This window comes from Acinetobacter sp. YH12086, assembly GCF_013419345.1.
Classification (GTDB): domain Bacteria; phylum Pseudomonadota; class Gammaproteobacteria; order Pseudomonadales; family Moraxellaceae; genus Acinetobacter; species Acinetobacter amyesii.
The window spans coordinates 48,732-72,297 of the sequence record NZ_VPAF01000007.1; the positions used below are offsets into that span (position 1 = coordinate 48,732).

Below are 23,566 nucleotides of genomic sequence, written 5' to 3' on the forward strand. Positions count from 1 at the left end.
AAACCACTGCCCATGCATGTGATCTACTATCCATGCAATGGGACAAGATGCTGACTTTTTAATCAGATTTTTTGTGTGAGGCAGAAATGAGATGGTTAATTTCAGTTTTGGCTTTGATCATATCGGCTTTAAATTGTGGATCTGCCTGTAGGCGTGAAAATTGCGCTGCTCCCATAATACGGCCAGCATCGACATCACTTTGCCAATGCATATTGCACACGACTCGGCTTTGACCAAATTCAATACCACGTTTAAGAATTTGACTTTGACGCTCAGGACGTAACTCTGCTAAGACTAATGCATATGTCCAACCGATAGTTGTATGTCCAGAAGGATAGGAAACATATTGATTTTTTTCATTTTCTTCTTCAGGGGTACAAGTGCTGACATTAAAATAGCTATATGGACGTTCACGGCTATATTTCTTTTTTGCAGTTTGAGTAGAGTATCTACTATCAAGTTTAATCTTTCTTAAAATTTCAAATAAAATAGGTGTATTTTTCTCATTAATTTCTACGCCAAATGCAGATGAAAAAGGTCGCCCTAAGTGTGCATTTGAAACATCAGCATCAATTTGTGCTTGCTGCCAGCGAGCCGTATTTTTCAAATATTGAGATTGTTTAAAAATACTTTGATCACGAATAAAATCTCCACTATAGGCTTGTGGAGGAGTAGATAATATTTCAAGACTATTTGGAGCTGAGTCAGGTGTTAGATATGAATCTGCGGCCATGGAGTGTGCGCTTAAGCAAACCCATATTAATGTAGAGATGGCGCATGGAGTATAAAATTTTAAGTTTGTCATGATATAGCTAAATTTTGAATAATTAAAAAAGCGCTCATACCATAAGCAATAATATTGACTCTAAGATGACAAGAATTAATAAGATGAAAATTATCGCAATATAAATAAGATTGAAATGCGGGAAAATCGGAATGAATAAAAAAACCACCCAGTCTTTCGAAAGGGTGGTTAAGAACTCAAAACTAAAATTAAGCTTCTTGCTGTTCAGATTGAATTGCCGTTAATGCAATGGTAAACACGATGTCATCGACCAAAGCGCCACGAGACAAGTCATTTACAGGCTTGTTTAAACCTTGAAGCATTGGGCCAACACTGACAACATTTGCAGAACGTTGAACTGCTTTATAGGTTGTATTACCTGTATTTAAGTCCGGGAAAATAAACACATTGGCACGACCAGCCACTTTAGAGTCAGGTGCTTTAGAGCGTCCCACACTTTCCACCGATGCAGCATCGTATTGAAGCGGGCCATCAATGAGTAAATCTGGACGGCGTTCTTTGGCAATACGTGTTGCTTCAGCCACTTTCTCGACATCTGCGCCTGCACCAGAAGTACCTGTTGAATATGAAATCATCGCAATACGTGGGTCAATACCAAAAGCTTTCGCTGAATCAGCAGATTGAATCGCAATCTCTGCAAGCTGTTCTGCATTTGGATCTGGATTAATTGCACAGTCACCATATACATAAACTTCATCTGGTAACAGCATAAAGAACACAGATGAAACCAATGAATATTCAGGTGCGGTCTTAATCAATTGGAATGCAGGACGTACGGTATTCGCTGTAGTATGTACTGCGCCTGAGACTAAGCCATCCACCTGATCGAGTGCAAGCATCATGGTGCCTAAAACCACAGTATCTTGTAGCTGTTCACGTGCTTGTAGATCATTGAGTTTACCTTTACGCAGCTCAACCATTTTAGGCACATAGTTTTCACGAATCAGATCTGGATCAATAATTTCTAAATCATGTGGAAGTTCGATATTACGTGCTTTTGCAACTTCAATCACGGCTTCAGGTTTTGCCAATAAAATACAGTGTGCAATGCCACGTGATTGACAAATGGCAGCCGCCTGAATGGTGCGTGGTTCATCACCTTCAGGTAGAACAATTCGTTTTTTCGCAGCAATAGATTTTTGTACCAATTCATGACGGAATGCAGAAGGGGACAAGCGTGGTTGATATGAACCATTTAATACTTCAGTAATCCACTCAGCATTGATGTGGCTTGAAACAAAGCGAGTCACTTGCTCTGCACGTTCGACGTCATCGACAGGAATTTCATTGCCTAAATTTGAAAGTTGTTGTGCCGTTTCAAAAGTGCTTAAAGGCGTATGTAAAATCGGTAAGCCTTGCTTAATCGCGGTTTGGCAGAAATCCAAAACTTGTGGGTTCGGTTGATGATGTTCAGTCAAAACCAAACCGGCAAGTGGAATACCATTACTACTTGCAAGGCTAGAAGCCAACAACACATCAATACGGTCAGAGGCGCTGATAATCAGTTCGCCTGCCACAAATTTGTGAAGTTCATGTTCAATATTAGATGCAACTAAGCTGCTATGTAGTACACGGCGATGAGCAGCATCGCCTTGGTTGATCCATTCCGCTTGAATATGTTTCGCCAAGTCGGACATGCGCGGTACGCTGAGCGTATTGCTAAATGGAACGAGACCAATAACAGGTAGCTGTGTAGAACCAATTTGCGGATTACTTTGTTGTAATTCGAGTACAAATTTATTGGTATCACTGATTAAACGCAGATTTGGATCAAGCGTGACAGGAATTTGCGCAGATTCTTCTGGCAAACCACGTGTGCGCATAAACAAAACGCCCGCAGTGCGTTCAGATGCTGCACCACCGAATTGGCGTAGAGAACTGTCAATTTTCTCAGCCGTTTTCGTGGCATTTTGAATATCTGCTGTGCTGACAATAATCACTTTAGCATCGAGTGCTTTTGCTAATGTCGCGTTCAGTTCTGAGGCAAAGTTATCTCGGCTGTTTGGAACCAAGCCTTCAACAATAATCAGATCATGCTTTTTTGCAATTTCACGGTGCAAACGAACTGCTTCTTCGAGCAATTCATCACTTTCATCATGACTCAGTTGTTTCACGATGGTGGCATGATGAATGGGTTCTACCGTTTCATTATTAAATAAATGACGATAAAGAGCCGTTGTACGGTCTACAGTATCTGCGACATTTTCCTGTGAAAATGGTTTCAGAAAACCTGCTTTGACCCCTTGGCATTCCAAAGCATAAATTAAACCTAAGCATGCAGATGTTAAACCTACACCTTCCCCAGTTGGCACGAGTAAAATTGTTTTCATACGGTGTCTAAATTAAAGCTAAAAATTAATATTGAAGGCGAAGGGGCTGATGCGATTGCTTATGCAATCGCAGCTTCAGCATCAGACTTTTTTGTAACAGACGCTGTCACCTCGTCTACAACATGCTCAGTTTCTTTGGCAATACGGCCTTCTTCATCGGTAGGAACAACCCAAATTTGTGGGCCAGTACCGTGGTCAATACGACCCTCAGTACCGCGTTTTAGGTTGTCATTTAATTCTTTACTCAGGTTGAAACCAAAGTGCGGTAAGTATGAAACCGTTTTTTCACGAATGTAGGCAGAATTTTCACCAATACCACCGGTAAAGAATAAACCGTCAATACGTGGTAGACCACAGCTGAGACCTGCCAAAGATTTTGCTAAACGGTAGCAGAATACTTCAATGGCAAGTGCGGCATCTTCGTTGCCTTGTTCCGATGCTTCGATCAACGTACGCATGTCATTTGAAAGATCAGACAAACCGAGTAGGCCTGATTGGCTGTTCAGCATCTTATCGATTTTGTAGATATCCCAACCTAAGTTGCTTGCAAGGAAGCTGTGAATACTTGGGTCGACATCACCACTACGTGTGCCCATCACCACACCTTCAAGAGGTGTTAGACCCATTGACGTATCTACAGATTGACCATTCCAAATCGCACAAGTCGAGCTACCATTGCCTAAGTGAGCAGTTAACCAACCACCTTGTTTAAAGCTGCCTGCCAACATTGAGCCACGCTCAGATACGTAGGCATGGCTAGTACCGTGGAAGCCATAACGACGCACGTTATGCTGTGTGTACAAGAATTTTGGTAAAGCATAGCGGTATGCATGAGACGGCATGGTTTGGTGGAATGCTGTATCAAATACGGCTACTTGCGGAAGTTCAGGGAACAAACGCATGGTTGCTTCGATACCCACCAAGTGAGCAGGGTTATGCAATGGAGCAAGCGGTGTTGCTTCACGAATACGTTCAATAATTTCTGGTGTTAATAGCTCAGCTTTGGTTAATGTACCGCCGTGAACAACACGGTGACCAATCGCTTGAGGATTATGGTGAGCCAAACGCTCTAAAATAGTTTCGAGGGCTTTTTCATGGTCAGCATGTGGAATAGACAGCTCAAGCGCATCACCACCTGTAGTGACCCCTTTAATACGTGCATCAGCAGAACCTAGGTTCTCGGCTAGACCAAAAATACGATCTTCACGGCGCTCAGAAACTAACGCATATTTGATAGAAGAAGATCCGCAGTTAATTACTAATACTGATGTAGACACGTTTAAATACCCGAATTCTAATTGAAATACTTATCCATAATATTGATCTGATTGCAGTTGTATTGATTGATGCAATTTAGATCTGTGATGATGTTTTATCATGGGTTTTTTTATCGTCCTAGATAGACTTTAGGAGATTAGACTTAAGCACTATCGACCCTGAGCACAATAATAATTAAAATTTATCAGTTCATAGTTTTCATTTATTAATAAAATAGTCCTCAAAATTTATACGATTTAAGGGATATACATAGAACATAACATGCGATTGCTGCGCTGTAATCCTCAAATTGTTGCAAAAAAACTGGTAAATTTAACTTTTCTCATTCTTCTTAAGCATTTAATTGTCAAAAAATCTATTTTCGATTCTATATCCTGTGTTTGCAGGCTTATATTTCAATATGTGAACCTTGGGTCTAGTTTTTAAAATTGCCATAAAAAAAGCTGTGCCTTTAATCAGAAAAGCACAGCTTTCATTGTCTTATTGGGTGTTATTGGCGAATTTGACCATCACCAAATACAATCCATTTTTGAGAAGTCAGACCTTCAAGACCGACTGGACCACGTGCATGGATTTTATCGGTTGAAATACCGATCTCAGCACCAAGACCATATTCAAACCCATCTGCAAAGCGCGTTGAGGCATTAATCATCACTGAACTTGAATCTACACGCGCCAAGAACTGACGCGCCAAACTGAAGTTTTCGGTAATGATTGAGTCGGTATGGTGTGAGCCATATTTGTTGATGTGCTCAATTGCTTCATCTAAGCCTGTAACGACTTTCACTGCCAAAATTGGGCCTAAGTATTCGGTGTACCAATCTTCCTCAGTTGCAGGAACAATCGACTCACCCAAAATGCGCTGCGTTTCAGCACAGCCACGCAGTTCAACTTTTTTCTCAGCATAAAGTTCAGCAATGCGTGGTAAAAACTCTTCAGCGACATTTTCATCGACAAGTAAGGTTTCCATGGCATTACATACGCCATAACGGTGTGTTTTGGCATTAAGCGCAATAGGTAATGCTTTTTGCAAATCAGCCTGAGCTTCCACAAAAACATGGCAGTTACCATCAAGATGTTTGATAACAGGCACACGTGCTTCATTGGTAATACGTTCAATTAAGCTTTTGCCACCACGAGGTACGATCACATCGACATATTCAGGCATAGTAATTAATTGGCCAACCGCAGCACGGTCTGGGGTATTTATCACTTGAACGGCATGCTCAGGTACACCTGCGGCAGTTAAGCCATGTTGAATCGCTGCCGCAATTGCTTGGTTAGATTCCAAAGCTTCAGAACCACCACGTAAAATAATCGCGTTACCTGATTTAAGCGCTAAAGATGCGGCTTCAAGCGTTACATTCGGGCGAGATTCGTAAATCATGCCGACAACACCTAGCGGTACGCGCATTTTGCCCAGCTGAATACCTGTCGGACGAAAGGCCATATCGGTGATTTCGCCAATCGGGTCAGTGAGTGCGATTACATCTTTTAGACCTTGGAGCATGCCTTTAAAGCGTGTGGGGGTAAGTTCTAAGCGATCAAGTAGAGCACTATCCAAGTTATTGTTATGCGCTTTGGTCATATCCACTTGGTTAGCTGCCAAAATTGCAGTTTCACTGTTTTGTAAAGCAGTATAAATTGCTGATAAGGCATTATTTTTAGTCTGGGTAGAAGCCCCTGCGAGCACACGTGATGCTGTGCGTGCTTGCTGTCCTACCGTTTGCATGTATTGTTCAATAGACTCTTGCATAGCGGTTTGATCACTTAGAAATTTCAACTCGATATTAACAGCCTGTGACTGAACAATGAAGCACTTAAGTGCATATTCGACTGTACTTGCTGACCAGAATTAACATTTTGAAATTGTTTTTAGAGCAAAAGTAGATAAGCGGCGGGGATATCAGTTGCTTGTAAAATGAACCTCTGTATAGAATGAAACAATAGCGACATTGAAGTCGTACAAATAACGATTAAAGAGCAGGACGCTAAGTCGAGCAGAGTCTCTAAATGAATTCCTGACAATAAAAATAAGGCAGGAATGGAGGAAAGGAATATGAATTCCATTATCCAAATGGATCCCACCGTACAGGAAAGTACGCATTACAGTTTTTTCGATCTGTATGACAAGCAAAGCTTTAAACAGCCTGCCAGAACGACATGGATTGATGGCTGGAAGGTCGAATATATGGCCATTGCACAACCTGAAACCATTCATCGCACCCCGATTGTTATTATTGGTGGTGCATTTCAAAACTTTAATTCCTACAAATATTGTGTCGAACAACTATTTGCGGCAGGACCTATTATTTTAATTGATTTACCCTCTATGGGCTCAAATCAGCAAATTACCAATGTCGATACTTCGGTGTCGGCAGGGACTTTAGAGTTGAGTGATCTGGCACAGATGTTAGGCGTTTGGTTGGATATCGTCGGGCTAGAAAAAGTATCCGTGATGGGGATGTCACTAGGTTCAGTGGTGGCTGCAGGACTGGCGGATCAACGTCCTGAATTGATTGACCGCATGATATTGATGGGCGTAATGCAAAAAACGCGCAAGAGCTGGCGCATGTTGCTTGAAGAATCCTTGCATTTGATGAAAGAACAACGCATGGATGAATTTGGTCAAGCGGTGATTTTGTATTTGGTCAATCATGCCAAACTGGATGTGACGCGGATGTCACCGACAGCAAAGCGTTTGTTCTTTAGACAAATGGCTGAATTCACCAATACCGAACAAGAGCGTTATGACATTAACTGTAACCGTTTGCTGCGTTTGCAAGACGTGCCGATTCCACAGTGTGATGTATTGGTGTCTTGCGGGCAGTACGACAGTTTTACTTTGCCACATGAAAATGCGGGCTTTGCCTTGCAATGTCCGAATATGCAATTTGCCATGATTGCCAATGCGGATCATTTACCGCAGTTGCAACGCCGTAAGGAAACCATGAATTTGTTTGCAACTTATCTACGCGGTGAGTCTATTCAGCAGTTGGAAGGAATCATTCCAATGAGCCGAGAGCAAATGCAAAATATTGAACGCCGTGGCGAAGCGCGTGTAAGTGTACAACAGCCATTCACGCATTTATCTCATCGCCATTCAGACCTCGTGGTTGAAACTCAAATTACGGATTTAAATTATTTCGGCGTGTTGCTGAATGTACAGGCTGAAATGTTGGACTGCATGCACGCATATCCACGGGATTTGGCATTACATCTAGAAGATGAAGAAGGTGAGTTTAAAATTGAATGTCTCATCTTTGACGTTGTGGATACGCAGGTTCGAGCTTTGTTTAAGCATGGTAGTTTTGAGTTGGCAGAGCGTCTATTGCGCTTTGTACAACGCCAAAAAGAAGATGTGTTGTTATTAGAAGCCGTAAGTTAAAACATGAACAAGTAAAAAAAAACAGCGCGTTAGCGCTGTTTTTTTGTTTTGGCATGGACCATCCAAACCAAATCTCCACTGTGCTGCTCTGCATCGTGAAATGGAATCACTTGATCTTGTTGCTGTTGTGGAAAGTATAAGGCCGGCTGAACGACGTCTACTTCTTCAAATCCTGTATGACTGAAAAACTGCTGTAATTCAGCAGGGGATTGAAAATGAAAAGTAAAAGCGCTGCGAGACATGACTTTGAGTAATTTACTACTGGCCCAAATAAAACGTGCTAAACGGTTCTTGACGGGTTCAGGATAGATGTCGGTCAGATAATGTAATTCCTGAAATGAAGCGCCATATTCGGTGATCCCTTGCAATAACTTATTCAGTAGCGTTTGATCAAAATAATTAATCAGACCTTCGCTAATCACCACCAAAGGACGTTCAGGGTCAAAACTTTGAAAAATACGTTCAAAATCTTGAGTGAAAATGTCACCAGTTAAGACCTCAGGGGCATGCGGGTCAATCTGTTTGAGTGCCTGTGTTTTGATTTTTGCCATATCTGGCAAGTCGAGTTCACGATAGTCAATTTCAGGATGTTTGGTGCGAAAATTCCAACCGCGCGGGGAGAGGCCACAAGCAATTTCAAGGACTTGTAGCTGAGGGTGTTGGGCAATGAGTTGATCTAAATGTTGATCGATCATGGCATGGCGCTGTTTAAGCGTCGAACGCATGCTACCGCCCACATTCTTTTCTGCCCAGCTTTCTAAAGGATGGACTAAACGTGCTAAAAATTTACCTTTACGTGTGGCAAAAACGGGATGCGAAATCCCCATGCTGTACCAAATATAGCCGGTGTAATGTGCAGTAAAGGAAATGTGTCGATGTTCCGATAAACTTTGTGTCATGTCGTCCTGACCTAATGTTGTTTTTATTGGCAATTTTTGTATAGCGCCGAAGCACTTATTTTGTCTTCATCATAAATCAAAAAGGAGCACCTTGTCGTGCTCCATTTTCTAGAATTTTGAAAGTCTTGGATTAGCAATATTGATTTTTAAAATCCACAATACGGTTACGCACGTTTTGCCAGTCCGCCCCGAGTTCAATGCTTTGTCCAATCTCAATTTGTGGGATTTTACCGCGCATACGTTCTAGGCGTTCTTGATTTGGGAGAGCCAAGTTTTGAATGCCATCCAGCGCAATGCATGCAGATTCACGGTTATTACATACAAGGCCCATATCACAACCTGCATTTAATGCTGCTTGGATACGAGCATCTGCGCCGCCAGCGACACAAGCGGCTTGCATGCTTAAATCATCGGAGAATAAAACGCCATCAAATTGGAGCTCTTGACGTAAGACTTTCTGAATCCAATACGGTGAAAATCCAGCAGGATTAGGATCAATATTTTCATAAATCACATGCGCAGGCATTAAGGCATCAAGCTGTGGTTGCAGTTGAATAAAGCTTTGCATGTCTTTTTGATAGATTTCTTCATAACTACGATGATCAACGGCAGCAGCAACATGTGAGTCTGCTTTCACCGAGCCATGGCCTGGGAAATGCTTACCTGTAGATGCCATCCCCGCACGTTTCATACCTTTTAAGAAAGCACTTGCCAGTGGAATGATGTCTTGCATATTTTTGGCAAAACCACGGTCACCAATCACATCACTAACATCATTTAAATCCAGCACTGGTGCAAAACTAAAATCGATGCCGACCGCAAGGACTTCAGCTGCCATCAACCAGCCACATTGTTCAGCCAGTTCAACAGCTTTTTCAGGTTCAGTTAAGTAAAGTTCTCCAAACTTACCCATAGCTGGTAGGAGTGTGAAGCCTTGCTTTAAGCGTTGTACACGACCACCTTCCTGATCGACCGCAATTAAAATATCAGGACGGATTTGACGCATATGGTCGGTCAGGGCACGAACTTGTTCAGGAGATTCAATGTTGCGACCAAATAAAATCATGCCGCCAACTTGTGGTGTCTGTAATAGTTCAATATCTTCTTGGGTAAGTTCTGTGCCAGCAATGTCGAGCATTAATGCGCCAATCATATTCGGTGTCCGTGTTGGAATTTTTAAGGAAAAACAATACCTGAATTCTGCAATGATTTGCTACACTTTGTCAGCAGAGAATATGATAAAACTACACGACATAAACATATTAAGTTGTTTAAGATTTTGAATCTATTCAATTCAGGTCGAAAACCAACACGGTAATATTGGTCTTAATACCAAGGAAGTACAAATTATTTATGAAACTTCAAACATTAGCTTGTGCCGTTGCGATTGCGACAGGTGGATTCTTTTTCACTCATGTGGTGAATGACGCAATTGCTGCCAATAATACAGAAGCAGTGAGCGCGGGTACCATTCAGCCCACACAAGAGCAAGCCTTGGTCTCACGTCAGCTTGCAACATTGGTAGACCGTCAACACTATTTAAATCAGCGTTTAGATGCCAATACATCTAACCGTATTTTAGATTTTTATATTGATAGTTTAGATGCTGAACATACGTTGTTCTTGGCATCAGATATTGAAAATTATAAAAAACGTTATGGCTCAACTTTTGGTGCAAATCTCAAAGCGGGCAATTTAACAGGGCCGTATGCCATTCATGCGCAATATCGTGAGCGCCTAAAACAGTTCTACACCTATATGTTGGAAGAGCTGAAAAAGCCACAGAATTTAAATCAACCGAATAACTACATCGAAACCGATCGTGAAAAAGCGCCATTCTTTAAATCGACAGAAGAACAGCGTGCGCATTGGAATAAAATGTTGGTCTCTCAGCTGATCAATTTAACCATCAGCAAAGAAGAAGAGAAAGCCAAACAGAAAGCGTTGAAAGATGACCCAACACTGGCAAATGGTCAAGACTTAACAGGTCCTGAAGACTTAACACCTGTACAGACTTTAACCAAGCGTTATACGCGTCAGTTAGAGCGGATTAGTCGTTTAAAAAGCGATGATGTGCTCGACAAAACTCTGAATGCCATGATGCTGACGTATGATCCGCACAGTAATTACTTTCCACCTGTAGATGCGATGGAATTGAACCGTCAAACCACGCTGCAATTGGAAGGGATTGGGGTATCGATCCGTCCTGAACGTGGTAATGAAGACTACACCAAAATCGAGACGATTGTGGAAGGTGGTCCTGCTAGCAAATCAGGACAAGTCAAGTCAGGTGATCGCATTGTTGGTGTTGCCCAAGATGGCGACAAAATGGTGGATGTGATCGGTTGGCCGAGTAATGAAATTGTTGGGCTGATTCGTGGTAAACGTGGCACCAAAGTGACTCTACGTTTATTGGGTGCTGGTGCGTCCATGAATCAAGCGCGAAATGTCACAATTGTACGTGATGTGATTCAAGAAGAAGATGCAGGCGTGCGTTCACGTACCGTTGAAATTGAGCGTGATGGCAAAAAGCATAAGTTCGGTGTAATTGAAATTCCATCGTTTTACTTGAACTATCGTGCACGTCGTGCAGGTACAGACTACCGTTCTGTGTCAGAAGATACCAATAAAGCCTTAAAAACTTTAGATGCTCAAAATGTTGAAGGTATCATCATTGACTTGCGTAACAACCCTGGTGGCTCACTTGAAGAAGTGGCACGTATGCTTGGTCAAGTGATTAAATCAGGTCCAGTGGTGCAAATCCGTGATGGCAATGGCAATGTCAGCGTGTTTGAAGATGATGATGGGGGCGCGCAAACTTATGCAGGTCCATTGGCAGTATTGATTAACTTGGCTTCGGCGTCTGCGAGTGAAATTTATTCTGCTGCGATTCAAGACTATGAACGTGGTGTGGTGATTGGTAGCACCACAACGGGTAAAGGAACAGCGCAGGTACAACTTGACTCTTTAGCCTATGGTCAAGCAACCTTAACGCAACGTAAATTTTACCGCGTGACTGGCGGCAGTACCCAAAATAAAGGGGTCGTGCCTGATATTAAGTTGGTTGATATTTACAATGAAGAGTTTGGTGAACGTAAAGCGAAAAATGCTTTACAGTGGGATACCATTCCTACAGCACCGTTTAAACGTGAAGGCTCGATCCAAGCCTATGTTCCCGATTTGATTAAGTCATCTCAGCAACGTGTCAGCATTGATCCGCAATTTAAATATTTAGAGCAACGTACTGCGATTGCGAAAAAGACAGAAGAGCAAAAGCGTGTGGTGCTTGACTTAGCGAAGCGTAAAGCCGAGCTGTTGGCACTAGAGCAAAAGTCTTTGGATGCTGAAAATCAGCGTCGTAAAGTGGTGGGTCAAAAACCTTATGCCAACTGGGAAAGCTACCAAGCGTCTATGGATGCATTGGTGGAGGCACGTGCAAAAATGAAGGCAAACCAACGTCCAGCACTGCCTGAAGAAGAAGTCTTTGTGACGGAAGCAGCAAACGTGCTAATGGACTATGCCAAATTACAAGGCAAAACGCATACAACAACAGCCAAAAAGTAAGTAATTCATCCATAAATAACATTGAGATGATTGCTTGAGTTTTTGACAGAAAAGATGAATTTATCCATTGAGAAATAGCGAGCTACGGCTCGCTATTTTTTTGTGAGTAGGGCGGTGTTCGATTTGAATCTAGAAAGCAATCTATAAATGATTCTAACTTATTCATTTTATTATGATTAGAAACTGTTCTAAAATAATAAACACCTGATGCAATTTTTATCAAAAGTTTAAGTTTTAGTGAACTTCATCAAGCTTTATTTTTTTTAAATTAATCAGTTGCTTAAAATCTTGAAAGAAAGACTTGACCATTATCGTAGACTAATAGATTCTAAGAGGAAATAAGTAAGTAATTGAAAATGTAACAAGTTAAAGGGAAGAGATAGATTGGGTAATTCGGTTAAAGAAAGTGCCACGATAACCTAAGCGGAACGCTTGATATGACCCATATTCATTATGATTACAATCTGGTCGTTGGTTCAATCGTAGTTGCATTATTAAGTTGTTACTTAGCTGTTTCACTCGAACAAATGTTGTTCCGTGGAACGCGACCAAGATATGAAAATGTCATTTTATTATTCAGCGGTGCAATTTTAGGTGCTGCGATTTGGTGCATGCATTTTGTAGGCATGATGGCCAGCCATTTACCTTCAAATCATAGTTTTGATACCAGTCTTACTCTGACATCCTATTTTATTGCCTTTGTCGCGTCCACTTTTGCCGTGTGGTTAACCACACGACTGACGCTACCATTTCCTCGTTTAATTTTAGGCTCAGTTTTAATGGGGCTAGGCATTTCCGGAATGCATTACACGGGGATGCTGAGTTTAGACGTTCAGGGTTATGAGCAACGATACGAACCTTTAATTGTTATCTGTTCAATTTTAGTTGCGATCTGTGGCTCGTGTTTGGCATTTTGGCTAACGTTTAAAAATAAATACTCGCCAAAACGTAACATCATGAATGCCTTTGTTGCGGTCATGCTGACTTTTAGCATTGTTGCTATGCATTATATTGGTATGGCGGCTGTTGATTTTGTACCGCTAAACTCGATGGATGTATTGGTTGCGGCTCAAATTAACCATAATTTATTGCTATTTATTGTCTTATTTGTCACCAGTTTACTATTGATGGCTGCTTTTAGTGTAGCGGTATTAGAACAACGTTTAGAACATCGTAGTTTACAGTTGATGCGCGCAAATAGAGAGCTAGCCAATCAAGCTGTACAGGACAATTTAACGCGTTTGCCGAATAGACTATTTTTGGTCGAATACGCACATTTTCTCTTTACAGAGCATCGCCTAAGACAAGATAAAATTGCTTTTATTTATATTGATATCGACCGTTTTAAAGCGGTCAATGATGTGTTTGGACACCATGTCGGTGATCAACTACTAATTCAAATTGCCACACGCATTCACCGCTTAATTAATGATCAAGTTAAATTGCTACGAATCGGTGGGGACGAGTTTCTGATTGTGCTTGAGTCGGCAAGCAATGACTCTGCCACAGCAATGTCTGAAAAAATATTGGAATTGATGCAAGAAAGCTTTTTGATTGCAGGTAAAGAAATTAACATTTCAGGCAGTATTGGTATTGCGATGTACCCTGAACATGGTGCGAACTTACAAGACCTACTGATCAATGCAGACACCGCAATGCTGAGTTCGAAGTATCAGGGGCGTAATACCTATTCATTTTTTAATTATACTGCCGACCAATTTGAAGAAAAAAGTCAGACGAAACTGATCAATGATTTATATAAAGCGGTAGAGGAACAACAGTTTATCTTATTTTATCAGCCAAAATTTAATGCCGTTGATCGTGAAATTTGTGGGGTTGAGGCCTTAATTCGTTGGAATCATCCAACTCTAGGTATGCTGACGCCAAATAAGTTTATCAATGGTGCAGAAAAAACTGGACTGATTATTGCCATGGGCTATTGGGCGCTTGAAGAAGCCTGTAAGCAAATTCAGCACTGGGAAAAGCTGAATTTGCCGTTGTATCCGATTGCGGTCAATTTATCAGCGATTCAATTTGAGCATAAACACTTATTTAGTACTTTAGAGTCGCTTTTTGCACGGTATGAAATTAACCCGTCAAATTTAATTATTGAAATTACCGAGTCAACAGCGATGCATCATATCGATGCCAGTATCGTGACTTTTGAACATTTGAGAAAGATGGGAATTAAAGTTGCGATTGATGACTTTGGTACGGGACATTCAAGTTTCTTGTATTTAAAAGAACTGCCTGTAGATGAGCTGAAAATTGACCGTGAGTTTATCCGCAATTTGAGCGTCGGTTCTAAAGAAGAAATTATTTTAGAAAGTATTATTCACTTGGCAATTCGACTGGGTTTAACGGTCACTGCAGAAGGTGTAGAGACAGAACAACAAGCAGAAATTTTAAAACGTTTAGGTTGCCAGCAGTTGCAGGGATATTTGTTAGGAATGCCGATGCCAGTGGCACAGCTTGAAGAACGCATGAAAATGAAAGTTGAATAAAGTCCTCGTAGTCTGATCGCATTGCCAATGAGTGAGAAAAAAAGACAGAGAAATGCTTTATATCGTCGATAAAAACAGGTCGTCATCCAATGTAAAACATCAAGACACACCACGCTAAGATTTTGACTCAACCCGATGTGGTTGATTATTTTTAATGGTCAATCTGATACAATATCGCCAATTTTCCATATTGATCAGATCTGATCTTTTGCACTGCGAGTTTTGCAGTAGGTGTCTTTCATGAGTTTTAAAGAAGAATTAGCGACACAGGTCGCTCAGCGACGTACTTTCGCTATTATTTCCCACCCCGATGCCGGTAAAACCACAATGACAGAAAAACTGTTGTTATGGGGACAGGCGATTCAGGTTGCAGGTATGGTAAAAAGCCGTAAATCTGATCGTGCGGCAACGTCTGACTGGATGGAAATGGAAAAAGAACGTGGTATTTCGATCACCACTTCTGTTATGCAGTTCCCGTTTAAAGACAAGATGATTAACTTGCTCGACACCCCAGGGCATGAAGACTTTTCTGAAGATACCTACCGTACATTAACCGCTGTTGACTCTGCGCTTATGGTGATTGATGGTGCAAAAGGTGTCGAAGACCGTACGATCAAATTGATGGAAGTGTGTCGTATGCGCGACACGCCGATTATTTCATTCGTCAACAAAATGGACCGTGAAATTCGTGAGCCATTAGAACTTCTTGATGAAATCGAAAACGTTTTAAAAATTAAATGTGTTCCGATTACTTGGCCACTGGGCACAGGTCGTGACTTTGCCGGTGTATTTAACCTACTCGAAGAAAAATTCTACGTTTATAAGGCAGGTTTCGGTTCAACAATTACGGATATTGAAGTCCGTGATGGCTATGACTATGCAGATTTGCGTGAAAAAGTCGGTGATCTCGCTTGGGCTGCATTTGAAGAATCATTGGAATTGGTTCAAATGGCCAATGAACCTTTAGACCGTGATGAATTTTTGGCAGGTCGTCAAACGCCAGTGTTGTTTGGTACGGCACTCGGTAACTTTGGTGTAGACCATGTTTTGGATGCATTTAGTCAATATGCGCCTGAACCTAAAGCACATCCAACTCAAGACCGTAAAGTTGAAGCGACTGAAGAAGGCTTCACTGGTTTCGTCTTTAAAATTCAAGCCAATATGGATCCAAAACACCGTGACCGTATTGCATTCATGCGTATCTGTTCAGGTAAGTATGAAAAAGGCTTAAAAATGAAACATGTGCGTCTAGGTAAAGATGTGCGTATTAGTGATGCTTTAACGTTCCTTGCTGGTGACCGTCAGCACCTTGAAGAAGCATGGCCGGGCGACATTATCGGTTTGCATAACCATGGTACGATTCAGATCGGCGATACCTTCACTTCGGGTGAAGATTTACACTTTACCGGTATTCCTCACTTCGCCCCTGAAATGTTCCGTCGCGTGCGTTTAAAAGATCCTTTGAAGTCAAAACAGCTACAAAAAGGCTTAAAAGAACTTTCAGAAGAGGGTGCGACTCAGGTCTTTATGCCGCAAAACAGTAACGATTTAATCGTGGGTGCTGTGGGTGTACTTCAGTTTGAAGTTGTGGCTTATCGTCTGAAAGAAGAATACAAAGTTGATTGTATTTATGAGCCTGTAAGTATCAATACCGTACGTTGGGTATCGTGTGATGACGAGAAAAAATTCAACGAATTTAAGAAAAAAGCACACGACCAATTGTCTGTCGATGGCGGTGGTCATTTAACTTATCTTGCACCAAGTCGTGTGAATTTACAGTTAATGCAAGAACGTTATCCGGATATCGTGTTCAGCAATACACGTGAACACTAAGTTGTTCTTTTACAGAAATAAAACAGCTTCTTCGTGAAGCTGTTTTATTTTGTGGTAGAGTTTTTAAATCCATACGTTACGCAATCATTTGGTCGTTTAGGACATCATGAAAAAATTCAAGGATGCTACAGTTTTTGCACTTTTGGGGAGTGTTTTGCTGCTCAGTGCATGTGATTCAGGAAAAGAAAACAAAGCGACAAAGCCGGCCGACGGTGGTGCTTCTGAAGCGGCTGTGATTAATCCAGATGTTTTGCCTTATTTAAATATCCAAGAGCAAGCCGCAAAAATTGCCAAACCGTTTTGTGAAAATAAAAGTTGTATTGATTTAGAGATACAAACCATTCAGACCGTAGATACATGGTTGAATGGCTGGATTGAAAAGAATCAGGCCAGCGTCGTACAAGATCAGATTGCATTAAAGCAAAATATGAATCTCCAACAAGCCGTCGATGCGTATGTGAAAAAATCAGATGCTTGGCAGGCAGAGTTTAAAACCAATAAAGCCTATGAATTGGCCATGTACACACGAGTTCCATATCAACGGAATCAATATGTGTTGCTGCAAATCGGTGTTGATACCAAACAGGAAAATATCACGGTCAAAGAGCGGTATTATTTTTTTGTGGCAGACCGCCGTGCGAAAAAGAATCTTAAACCTTTAGATATTATTGATGCAAAGCAACAGCAAAATATGGATGCTATTGTGCAGCAAGCCTATAGCAAATGGTTAGATGAACAAGAGGTAGATGTCAAAAAATCGGCACCGAAAAAACTCTATTGGGGCCAAGCAAATTGGTTCTTTGATCAAGAAGGTGTCGGTTTGCATTACCGTACAGATGAAATTGTCAAAGATGGTAAACAACTGGATATTTATCTCAGCAAAGCACAAACACAACAAGTATTGAAAGCTGACGTTTATCAGCATATGTTCTAATCAACGAAAGTATTTAATTTGATAAGATATTTACCAAAATAAATATCAATTATTCGAAATGAAAGGTTGAAGCAATGGTGCAAAAAAATAAAATTTGGGCAAGCTCAATATTGGCAGTTTCTGTTGCATTCACGGCGTGTCAGCCACAACAAGCTGAACCTGAAAAAAAGCCGGATCAAGCCAAAACTGAACAGCCAGATTTGAGTGCAAAACTGATTGGTGATGCGGAAAAATTACAACTGAATTTACCTGAATGTGATGGCGGGGTCTGTCCTGAAATTTCAGTTGAACGCTTAAACAGTAATCAAGCCTTTATTGATGAATTTATTGATGCGGAAATTCTAAAACAGTTAGGCGAAATTTTATCTGTTTCGCCTTTAGAAGATAAGACGCTGAGCACTGATGCTCCCGCTGCAAGTGGAGTTCCTGCAGCGTCTGAAGCAAAATCTGCTTTGGCAAATGTTGAAACGCCCAAATTAAAATTGGAAAAAGCCACGCAGCCTTATATGCAAGCGTTCTTAAAGTTAGATAAAGAATTGAAATCTTTAAGTGCCAATCAGCAAATCAGTTTGATGATTAAACCTAAAATATTAAATGCTGAAAAACCCTTGGCAACAGTGGTTTTAAATACCAGCTCATATTTAGGTGGGGCGCATGGTTCTTCTGCACAGCAATATTATAACTTCGATTTAAGCACTCAAAAATTGGTGCAGCTCAACGACATATTATTGCCAAATCAACGTGCTGAGCTTGAAAAGCGGGGCTATGAAGTATTTAAAACTTGGGTGAAAGATGCCAAGTTGGCAGACAATATTCAAGAATACGAACAGATTTGGAAATTTAAACTGTCTGATAATTTTTATCTGAGTCAGCAAGGTTTAATTTTGCAATATGCCGAATATGAAATTGGGCCGTATGTGGTGGGTTTACCACGTTTGACCATTCCGTATGATCAATTGCAAAGTGTATTGAAAAAGCAATATCTACCTCCAGTTGAAGCTGTTGAAGCCTCAGCCGCAAAAGCAAATTAATTAGTTCAATGACTTACTCACTGTTTGATACGCATACGCATTTTGATGTTCCCGATTTTGACGCTGATCGGGAACAGTTGGCGTATGCTGCCAAACAGGCGGGTGTCGATGCGTTAGTATTGATTGGTTTTGTACAGTCACGTTTTCACGATTTGCTGCAAACCCAAGAGTTTTTAGATCGTTTATCCAATGCTCCCAAAAGCTATTTAGCTCCCGGCTTACATCCGTTTTATATTGAGCAACATCGTACAGAACATTTGTTGGATGTGGAGCAGATGCTAAAGCAGCATGATTGTGTTGCTGTCGGTGAGATAGGTTTAGATACTTTTTTGAAACAGCATAAACAGCCTGAACTTTTTCAAAAGCAGCAGCAGTATTTTTCCGCACAACTTGAATTAGCACAGCAGTTTGATAAACCAATATTGCTGCATATTCGTAAATCCCATGCGGAGGTGCTTTCGATGTTGAAAAAGCATCAATTTAAGCTCGGTGGTATTGCACATGCATTTAGTGGTGGTGTTGAAGAAGCGAAGGCATTTACCAAGCTAGGTTTTAAAATTGGTGTAACGGGGCAAATCACCAATCCCAATGCAAAAAAATTACATCAAGTGGTTCAGACTTTAGGGGCGGCACATTTGGTCTTAGAAACCGACTGTCCCGATATGACACCCTTATGTTGTCAGCATTCGACGGAAGGGCGTACCCGTAATACGCCGGTCAATTTGCCCTATGTCTTGCAGGGGTTAGCTCAGAGTTTAAATCGTACCGAATCTGAGATTGCAGATATATTATGGACTAATTCATTACAAGCATTGCATCTGGACGCTTAAGCGGCAACAAATATGACGCCGCTTGATTGAATCTGGCTTTTATTCGCATCGTGCATGCAATGATGGTTTTCTAAAAAAAGGTGCATTATGCAATTTCTAAAATGCTTTAGACTTGGCATTATGCTGTTAAATTATTTTGAGTGAGTTTCACATGGCACAAGGACTATTGGCTGGCAAACGCTTTTTAATCGCGGGTATTGCAAGTAAGTTATCAATCGCATTTGGTATTGCGCAAGCTTTACATCGCGAAGGTGCAGAACTGGCTTTTACTTATCCAAACGAAAAATTAAAAAAACGTGTAGATGATTTTGCTGAACAATTTGGTTCAACTTTAGTTTTCCCATGTGATGTAGCAGTGGACGCTGAAATTGATACCGCTTTTGCTGAACTTGCTAAACATTGGGATGGTCTAGATGGTGTTGTGCATTCAATTGGTTTTGCACCGGCACATACTTTAGATGGCGATTTCACTGATATTACCGACCGTGAAGGTTTTAAAATTGCTCACGACATCAGCGCATATAGTTTTATTGCGATGGCTCGTGCAGCAAAACCTTTATTGGCTGCGCGTCAAGGTTGTTTATTGACACTGACTTACCAAGGTTCTGAACGTGTAATGCCAAACTATAACGTTATGGGTATGGCAAAAGCGTCACTAGAAGCAGGCGTACGTTATTTGGCAACAAGTCTTGGTGCTGAAGGTATTCGTGTAAATGCGATTTCAGCAGGTCCGATTCGTACCTTAGCGGCTTCAGGGATTAAATCTTTCCGTAAAATGTTAGATCTAAATGAAAAAGTTGCACCGCTTAAACGCAATGTAACTATTGAAGATGTCGGTAATGCAGCATTGTTCCTTTGCTCGCCTTGGGCAAATGGTATTACAGGTGAAATTCTGTATGTTGATGCAGGCTTTAATACTGTAGGTATGAGCGCTGATCTAATGGCAGATGCTGAGTAATTTGCTCCTCCCTTTTTAAAAGGGAGGGTGGGAGGGATTTTGTTAAGTAGAAGTAAATCCCCCTCATTCCCCCTTTTAGTAAAGGGGGAAGCTAAAAGGCAATAAAAAAGACCGCAAAAGCGGTCTTTTTTAGATTTGAAGATAAGCGATTAAGCTTGGCCTTCAGCAGCAGTTTGCGCACGTTGCAAATTCGCTTCGAATTCAGCATCGAAGTTAATTGGTGTAAGCAATAATTGTGGGAAGCTGCCTTTAGTAACCATATCGTTCACAGCTTCACGTAGGAATGGGAACAAGATATTTGGGCAGTAAGCACCAAGAATGTAAGGAAGACGTTCTTCTTCAACGCTATCGATCAGGAAGATACCTGCTTGAGTAACGTCAACGATAAATGCAGTGTCACCCGCATTGTTCGCTTGAACGACAACTTTCAGTGAAACTTCGAAGTGTGTTGGATCAACTTTTTCTGCAGAAGAAGAAAGGTTGATATTTAGTTCAGGCTGCCATTCTTTAGTAAATACTTGAGCCCCAGGTACTTCGAAAGAAATATCTTTAGTATAAATACGCTCTAATGCCAATTGTGGTTGAGCTTGTTGTTCTTCACTCATTGTTTATTCCTTAATATGAGGTGACGATTTATGTTTAAAATTAAGATAGCATGCCGTCGAGTTTGCCTTCACGCTCTAAAGCATAAAGTTGGTCAAAACCGCCAATAAACTGATCATTAATAAAAATTTGAGGAACGGTACGGTGGTTGGTGCGTTGCATCAATTCAACACGTACTTCAGGCGCTTCATTTGATAAATTAATTTCTTTATAAGCCACGCCTTTACGCTCTAGGAGCTGTTTTGCACGAATGCAGTAAGGACATACAGTTGTTGAATAAATCGTAACTTCAGCCATGTTAATCTCCTAAGAAGCGCTTATTTGCTTTTAACTAGAGGTAAGCCTTGAGCTTTCCAGTTGCTAATGCCGCCGTCTAAACGGTATGCATCTGCATGACCGACTTGTTGCAATGCAGAACCTGCCACTTGACCAAGGTTACATACAAAAACCAACGGGCGATCAGAAGTTTTTAACTCTTCAATGTGTTTTGTAATTTGGCTATATGGAATATTACGGCTACCGCTAATATGACCTTCGCGGAAGTCTTTCGCATCACGTAAGTCAATCAATTGAGCATTTTTAGCTTTAACTAAAATCCCTAAAGATTGAGGTGAAATTTTGCGACCATTACGCTGGCCTTCAAGAATAAAGAACAGCACGACCAATACAGCCAGCGTTCCAAATAAGAAGGGGTGATTCCCCATAAATTCGAACCAACGTTCCACAATTCACCTAACTACAATTTTAAATTGCCAAGAGTATAGCCCATAAATATGGTGATCAAAATCACCCCTTCAAGGGCATGAACAGAATAAAAATTAATTTTTTTGCTGCGCTTCCGTGATTTCGTCGATCAGACGTAAATAACTGTCTAATCGGCGCGGTAAAATTTCGCCATTTTGAGCCGCCATTCTAAGCGCACATTGCTTTTCATGTTTATGCGTACAGTTACGGAACTGGCAATAGCCCAAATGTGACTCGATCTCAGGGAAACCTTGCTGAACTTTTTCCAATTCTAGGTGCCATAAACCAAATTCACGGATTCCTGGTGAATCAATCAATGCAGAACCTTCACCAAACGCAATTAAGCGCGTAGAGGTGGTGGTGTGCTGACCGAGCGCGGAGTTTTCCGAAATAATATTGGTTTTTTGCGCAGCATCCGGAACAATGGCATTAATTAAAGTGCTCTTACCAACCCCAGACTGACCTACAAATGCGACAGTTTCACCAGAAAGTCGAGCAGAAAGTGTGCTTAAGTCACCATCAGATTGAGTTTGCATGACCTCATAGCCCAAGTCACGATATTCTTGTAATAGCGTTAAGATCGGATCGTTGTCTTTAAGTAAGTCTGATTTATTTAAGACCAATAATGCTGGAATATCGGCATCTGCACAGGCCACTAAATAGCGGTCAATCAGGCCTGGCGCTGGCTCAGGAAGTGGTGCAAATACAATCACAATCAGGCTGACATTGGCTGCGACAGGTTTCACTTTGTGATAACGGTCAGGGCGTGTCAGTAAAGATTGGCGTGGATGAATCGCGGTAATAATCCCTAAACCTGTGATCGGGTCAGCTTGCCATTTGACACGGTCACCCGTCACCAATAATTCGAGATTGGTACGGGTATGGCAGCGCCAAACACTGCCTAATTCGATGGGTTTCCAATGTGGTTCAGGTTCACCAGCTTGCACAATAGGTTTTTCAGGATGTTGGTCGGGTGTAGACAGCGCTTGAACTTCAAGTTGACGACCATAATGTTGGACGACCAAGCCTTCCAAATCTGCAGAAGTATCGATTTCTTCCTGACGAGATTTATGTTGCTTCTGAATGCGACGTTGCTGCTGTTCAGTCAGTCGGCGCTTACGAATTAAAGCCATTCATATCCTAAAAAACCGTGAAAACTAGATGGCAAAAATAGCATGAAAGCAGGGTCTATTTACAGCGCAAGCCCAATAAATTTGCTACTATGTTCATTTTTACAGCCTAATAAGATTGCACATTTATGAGCAGCACACCTGATACACGCCTGATTTGGATTGACCTTGAAATGACAGGTCTAGATACAGATAACGACCAGATTATTGAAGTTGCAACAATTGTGACGGATGATAATTTAAATATTCTGGCGGAAGGGCCTGTGCTTGCGGTACATCAGTCTGACCGTGTGCTCAATGCAATGGATGAATGGAATACTCGCCAACATGGTCAATCAGGCCTAATCGAACGTGTACGTCGTAGTAAATTGACAGCACAAGATGCTGAACAGCAAACTTTAGAATTTTTGAAAAAATGGGTGAATCCAAAATCATCACCGATGTGCGGTAACTCAATTTGCCAAGATCGTCGTTTCTTGCATCGTTTAATGCCTGAAATGGAACAATACTTCCACTACCGTAATCTCGATGTATCATCAGTGAAAGAATTGGCGAAGCGCTGGCGCCCAGAGATCATGGGGGGCTTGAAGAAAAATGCCTCACATTTAGCGATGGATGATATCCGTGACTCGATTGCAGAGCTCAAATACTACCGTGAATATTTCTTTATTATGAATAAAGACTAAGGTTGTAAGATCGAAAAAGAGGCGAAAGCCTCTTTTTTTTATCCGAGAT

General features: G+C 41.3%; 19 protein-coding genes. 9 read left to right on the forward strand and 10 right to left on the reverse strand.

What is annotated here, in order from left to right:
• Positions 1–58: 58 nt before the first annotated feature.
• The 4 genes from FTU29_RS09575 to FTU29_RS09590 all read right to left on the reverse strand — a co-directional run bounded on the left by FTU29_RS09575 (position 59) and on the right by FTU29_RS09590 (position 6,169).
• A complete protein-coding gene (locus tag FTU29_RS09575; protein WP_180121544.1) occupies positions 59–733 on the reverse strand; it encodes a phosphatase PAP2 family protein in 675 nt (224 codons plus the stop codon).
• Between the two features lie 260 nt (positions 734–993).
• Positions 994–3,135, reverse strand: a complete 2,142-nt coding sequence (gene pta / locus FTU29_RS09580) for a phosphate acetyltransferase (protein WP_180121546.1) — start codon at positions 3,133–3,135, stop codon at positions 994–996.
• Positions 3,136–3,194: 59 nt separating this feature from the next.
• On the reverse strand, positions 3,195–4,412 hold the full coding sequence (locus tag FTU29_RS09585; RefSeq protein WP_078192700.1) for an acetate/propionate family kinase: 1,218 nt from the start codon (positions 4,410–4,412) through the stop codon (positions 3,195–3,197).
• 491 nt (positions 4,413–4,903) lie between these two features.
• The gene (locus FTU29_RS09590) at positions 4,904–6,169 is read right to left on the reverse strand and encodes a glutamate-5-semialdehyde dehydrogenase (RefSeq protein WP_111884042.1); all 1,266 of its coding nucleotides are present in this window, start codon (positions 6,167–6,169) and stop codon (positions 4,904–4,906) included.
• A 303-nt stretch (positions 6,170–6,472) separates the two neighbouring features.
• Between FTU29_RS09590 and FTU29_RS09595 the strand changes: the two genes are divergently transcribed.
• Positions 6,473–7,801 (forward strand): alpha/beta fold hydrolase, encoded by a 1,329-nt coding sequence (locus FTU29_RS09595; protein ID WP_180121548.1) that lies wholly within the window; start codon positions 6,473–6,475, stop codon positions 7,799–7,801.
• Positions 7,802–7,830: 29 nt separating this feature from the next.
• Here the strand turns inward: FTU29_RS09595 and FTU29_RS09600 are convergent, their stop codons facing one another.
• Entirely contained in the window at positions 7,831–8,700 is an 870-nt protein-coding gene (locus tag FTU29_RS09600) for a class I SAM-dependent methyltransferase (protein ID WP_180084690.1), read from the reverse strand.
• Between the two features lie 130 nt (positions 8,701–8,830).
• The gene (nagZ, locus tag FTU29_RS09605) at positions 8,831–9,853 is read right to left on the reverse strand and encodes a beta-N-acetylhexosaminidase (RefSeq protein ID WP_180121550.1); all 1,023 of its coding nucleotides are present in this window, start codon (positions 9,851–9,853) and stop codon (positions 8,831–8,833) included.
• Between the two features lie 200 nt (positions 9,854–10,053).
• Between nagZ and FTU29_RS09610 the strand changes: the two genes are divergently transcribed.
• The 7 genes from FTU29_RS09610 to FTU29_RS09640 all read left to right on the forward strand — a co-directional run bounded on the left by FTU29_RS09610 (position 10,054) and on the right by FTU29_RS09640 (position 20,354).
• Entirely contained in the window at positions 10,054–12,264 is a 2,211-nt protein-coding gene (locus tag FTU29_RS09610; RefSeq protein WP_180093328.1) for a carboxy terminal-processing peptidase, read from the forward strand.
• Positions 12,265–12,701: 437 nt separating this feature from the next.
• The gene (locus FTU29_RS09615) at positions 12,702–14,768 is read left to right on the forward strand and encodes an EAL domain-containing protein (RefSeq protein WP_180121552.1); all 2,067 of its coding nucleotides are present in this window, start codon (positions 12,702–12,704) and stop codon (positions 14,766–14,768) included.
• A gap of 240 nt (positions 14,769–15,008) precedes the next feature.
• A complete protein-coding gene (locus FTU29_RS09620) occupies positions 15,009–16,601 on the forward strand; it encodes a peptide chain release factor 3 (protein ID WP_078192693.1) in 1,593 nt (530 codons plus the stop codon).
• 106 nt (positions 16,602–16,707) lie between these two features.
• Complete coding sequence (locus tag FTU29_RS09625; RefSeq protein ID WP_180121554.1) at positions 16,708–17,535, forward strand: hypothetical protein; 828 nt, start codon at positions 16,708–16,710, stop codon at positions 17,533–17,535.
• Positions 17,536–17,609: 74 nt separating this feature from the next.
• Positions 17,610–18,566, forward strand: a complete 957-nt coding sequence (locus tag FTU29_RS09630; RefSeq protein WP_180121556.1) for an RsiV family protein — start codon at positions 17,610–17,612, stop codon at positions 18,564–18,566.
• An 8-nt stretch (positions 18,567–18,574) separates the two neighbouring features.
• Entirely contained in the window at positions 18,575–19,396 is an 822-nt protein-coding gene (locus FTU29_RS09635; protein ID WP_180121558.1) for a TatD family hydrolase, read from the forward strand.
• A 151-nt stretch (positions 19,397–19,547) separates the two neighbouring features.
• Positions 19,548–20,354, forward strand: coding sequence for an enoyl-ACP reductase (locus FTU29_RS09640; RefSeq protein ID WP_078189642.1), 807 nt, complete (start codon positions 19,548–19,550; stop codon positions 20,352–20,354).
• A 149-nt stretch (positions 20,355–20,503) separates the two neighbouring features.
• On the opposite strand, the gene secB is transcribed toward FTU29_RS09640, so the two are convergent.
• The 4 genes from secB to rsgA form a co-directional block, all read right to left on the reverse strand.
• Positions 20,504–20,959: a protein-export chaperone SecB gene (secB, locus tag FTU29_RS09645; RefSeq protein WP_078189641.1), complete on the reverse strand. Its 456-nt coding sequence runs from the start codon at positions 20,957–20,959 to the stop codon at positions 20,504–20,506.
• Positions 20,960–20,999: 40 nt separating this feature from the next.
• Positions 21,000–21,254, reverse strand: a complete 255-nt coding sequence (gene grxC, locus FTU29_RS09650; protein ID WP_078189640.1) for a glutaredoxin 3 — start codon at positions 21,252–21,254, stop codon at positions 21,000–21,002.
• Positions 21,255–21,274: 20 nt separating this feature from the next.
• Entirely contained in the window at positions 21,275–21,682 is a 408-nt protein-coding gene (locus FTU29_RS09655; RefSeq protein ID WP_078189639.1) for a rhodanese-like domain-containing protein, read from the reverse strand.
• Between the two features lie 93 nt (positions 21,683–21,775).
• A complete protein-coding gene (gene rsgA, locus FTU29_RS09660; protein WP_078192688.1) occupies positions 21,776–22,834 on the reverse strand; it encodes a ribosome small subunit-dependent GTPase A in 1,059 nt (352 codons plus the stop codon).
• A gap of 125 nt (positions 22,835–22,959) precedes the next feature.
• On the opposite strand from rsgA, the gene orn reads away from it, so the two are divergent.
• The gene (gene orn / locus FTU29_RS09665) at positions 22,960–23,517 is read left to right on the forward strand and encodes an oligoribonuclease (RefSeq protein ID WP_067763591.1); all 558 of its coding nucleotides are present in this window, start codon (positions 22,960–22,962) and stop codon (positions 23,515–23,517) included.
• The last annotated feature ends 49 nt before the right edge of the window (positions 23,518–23,566 follow it).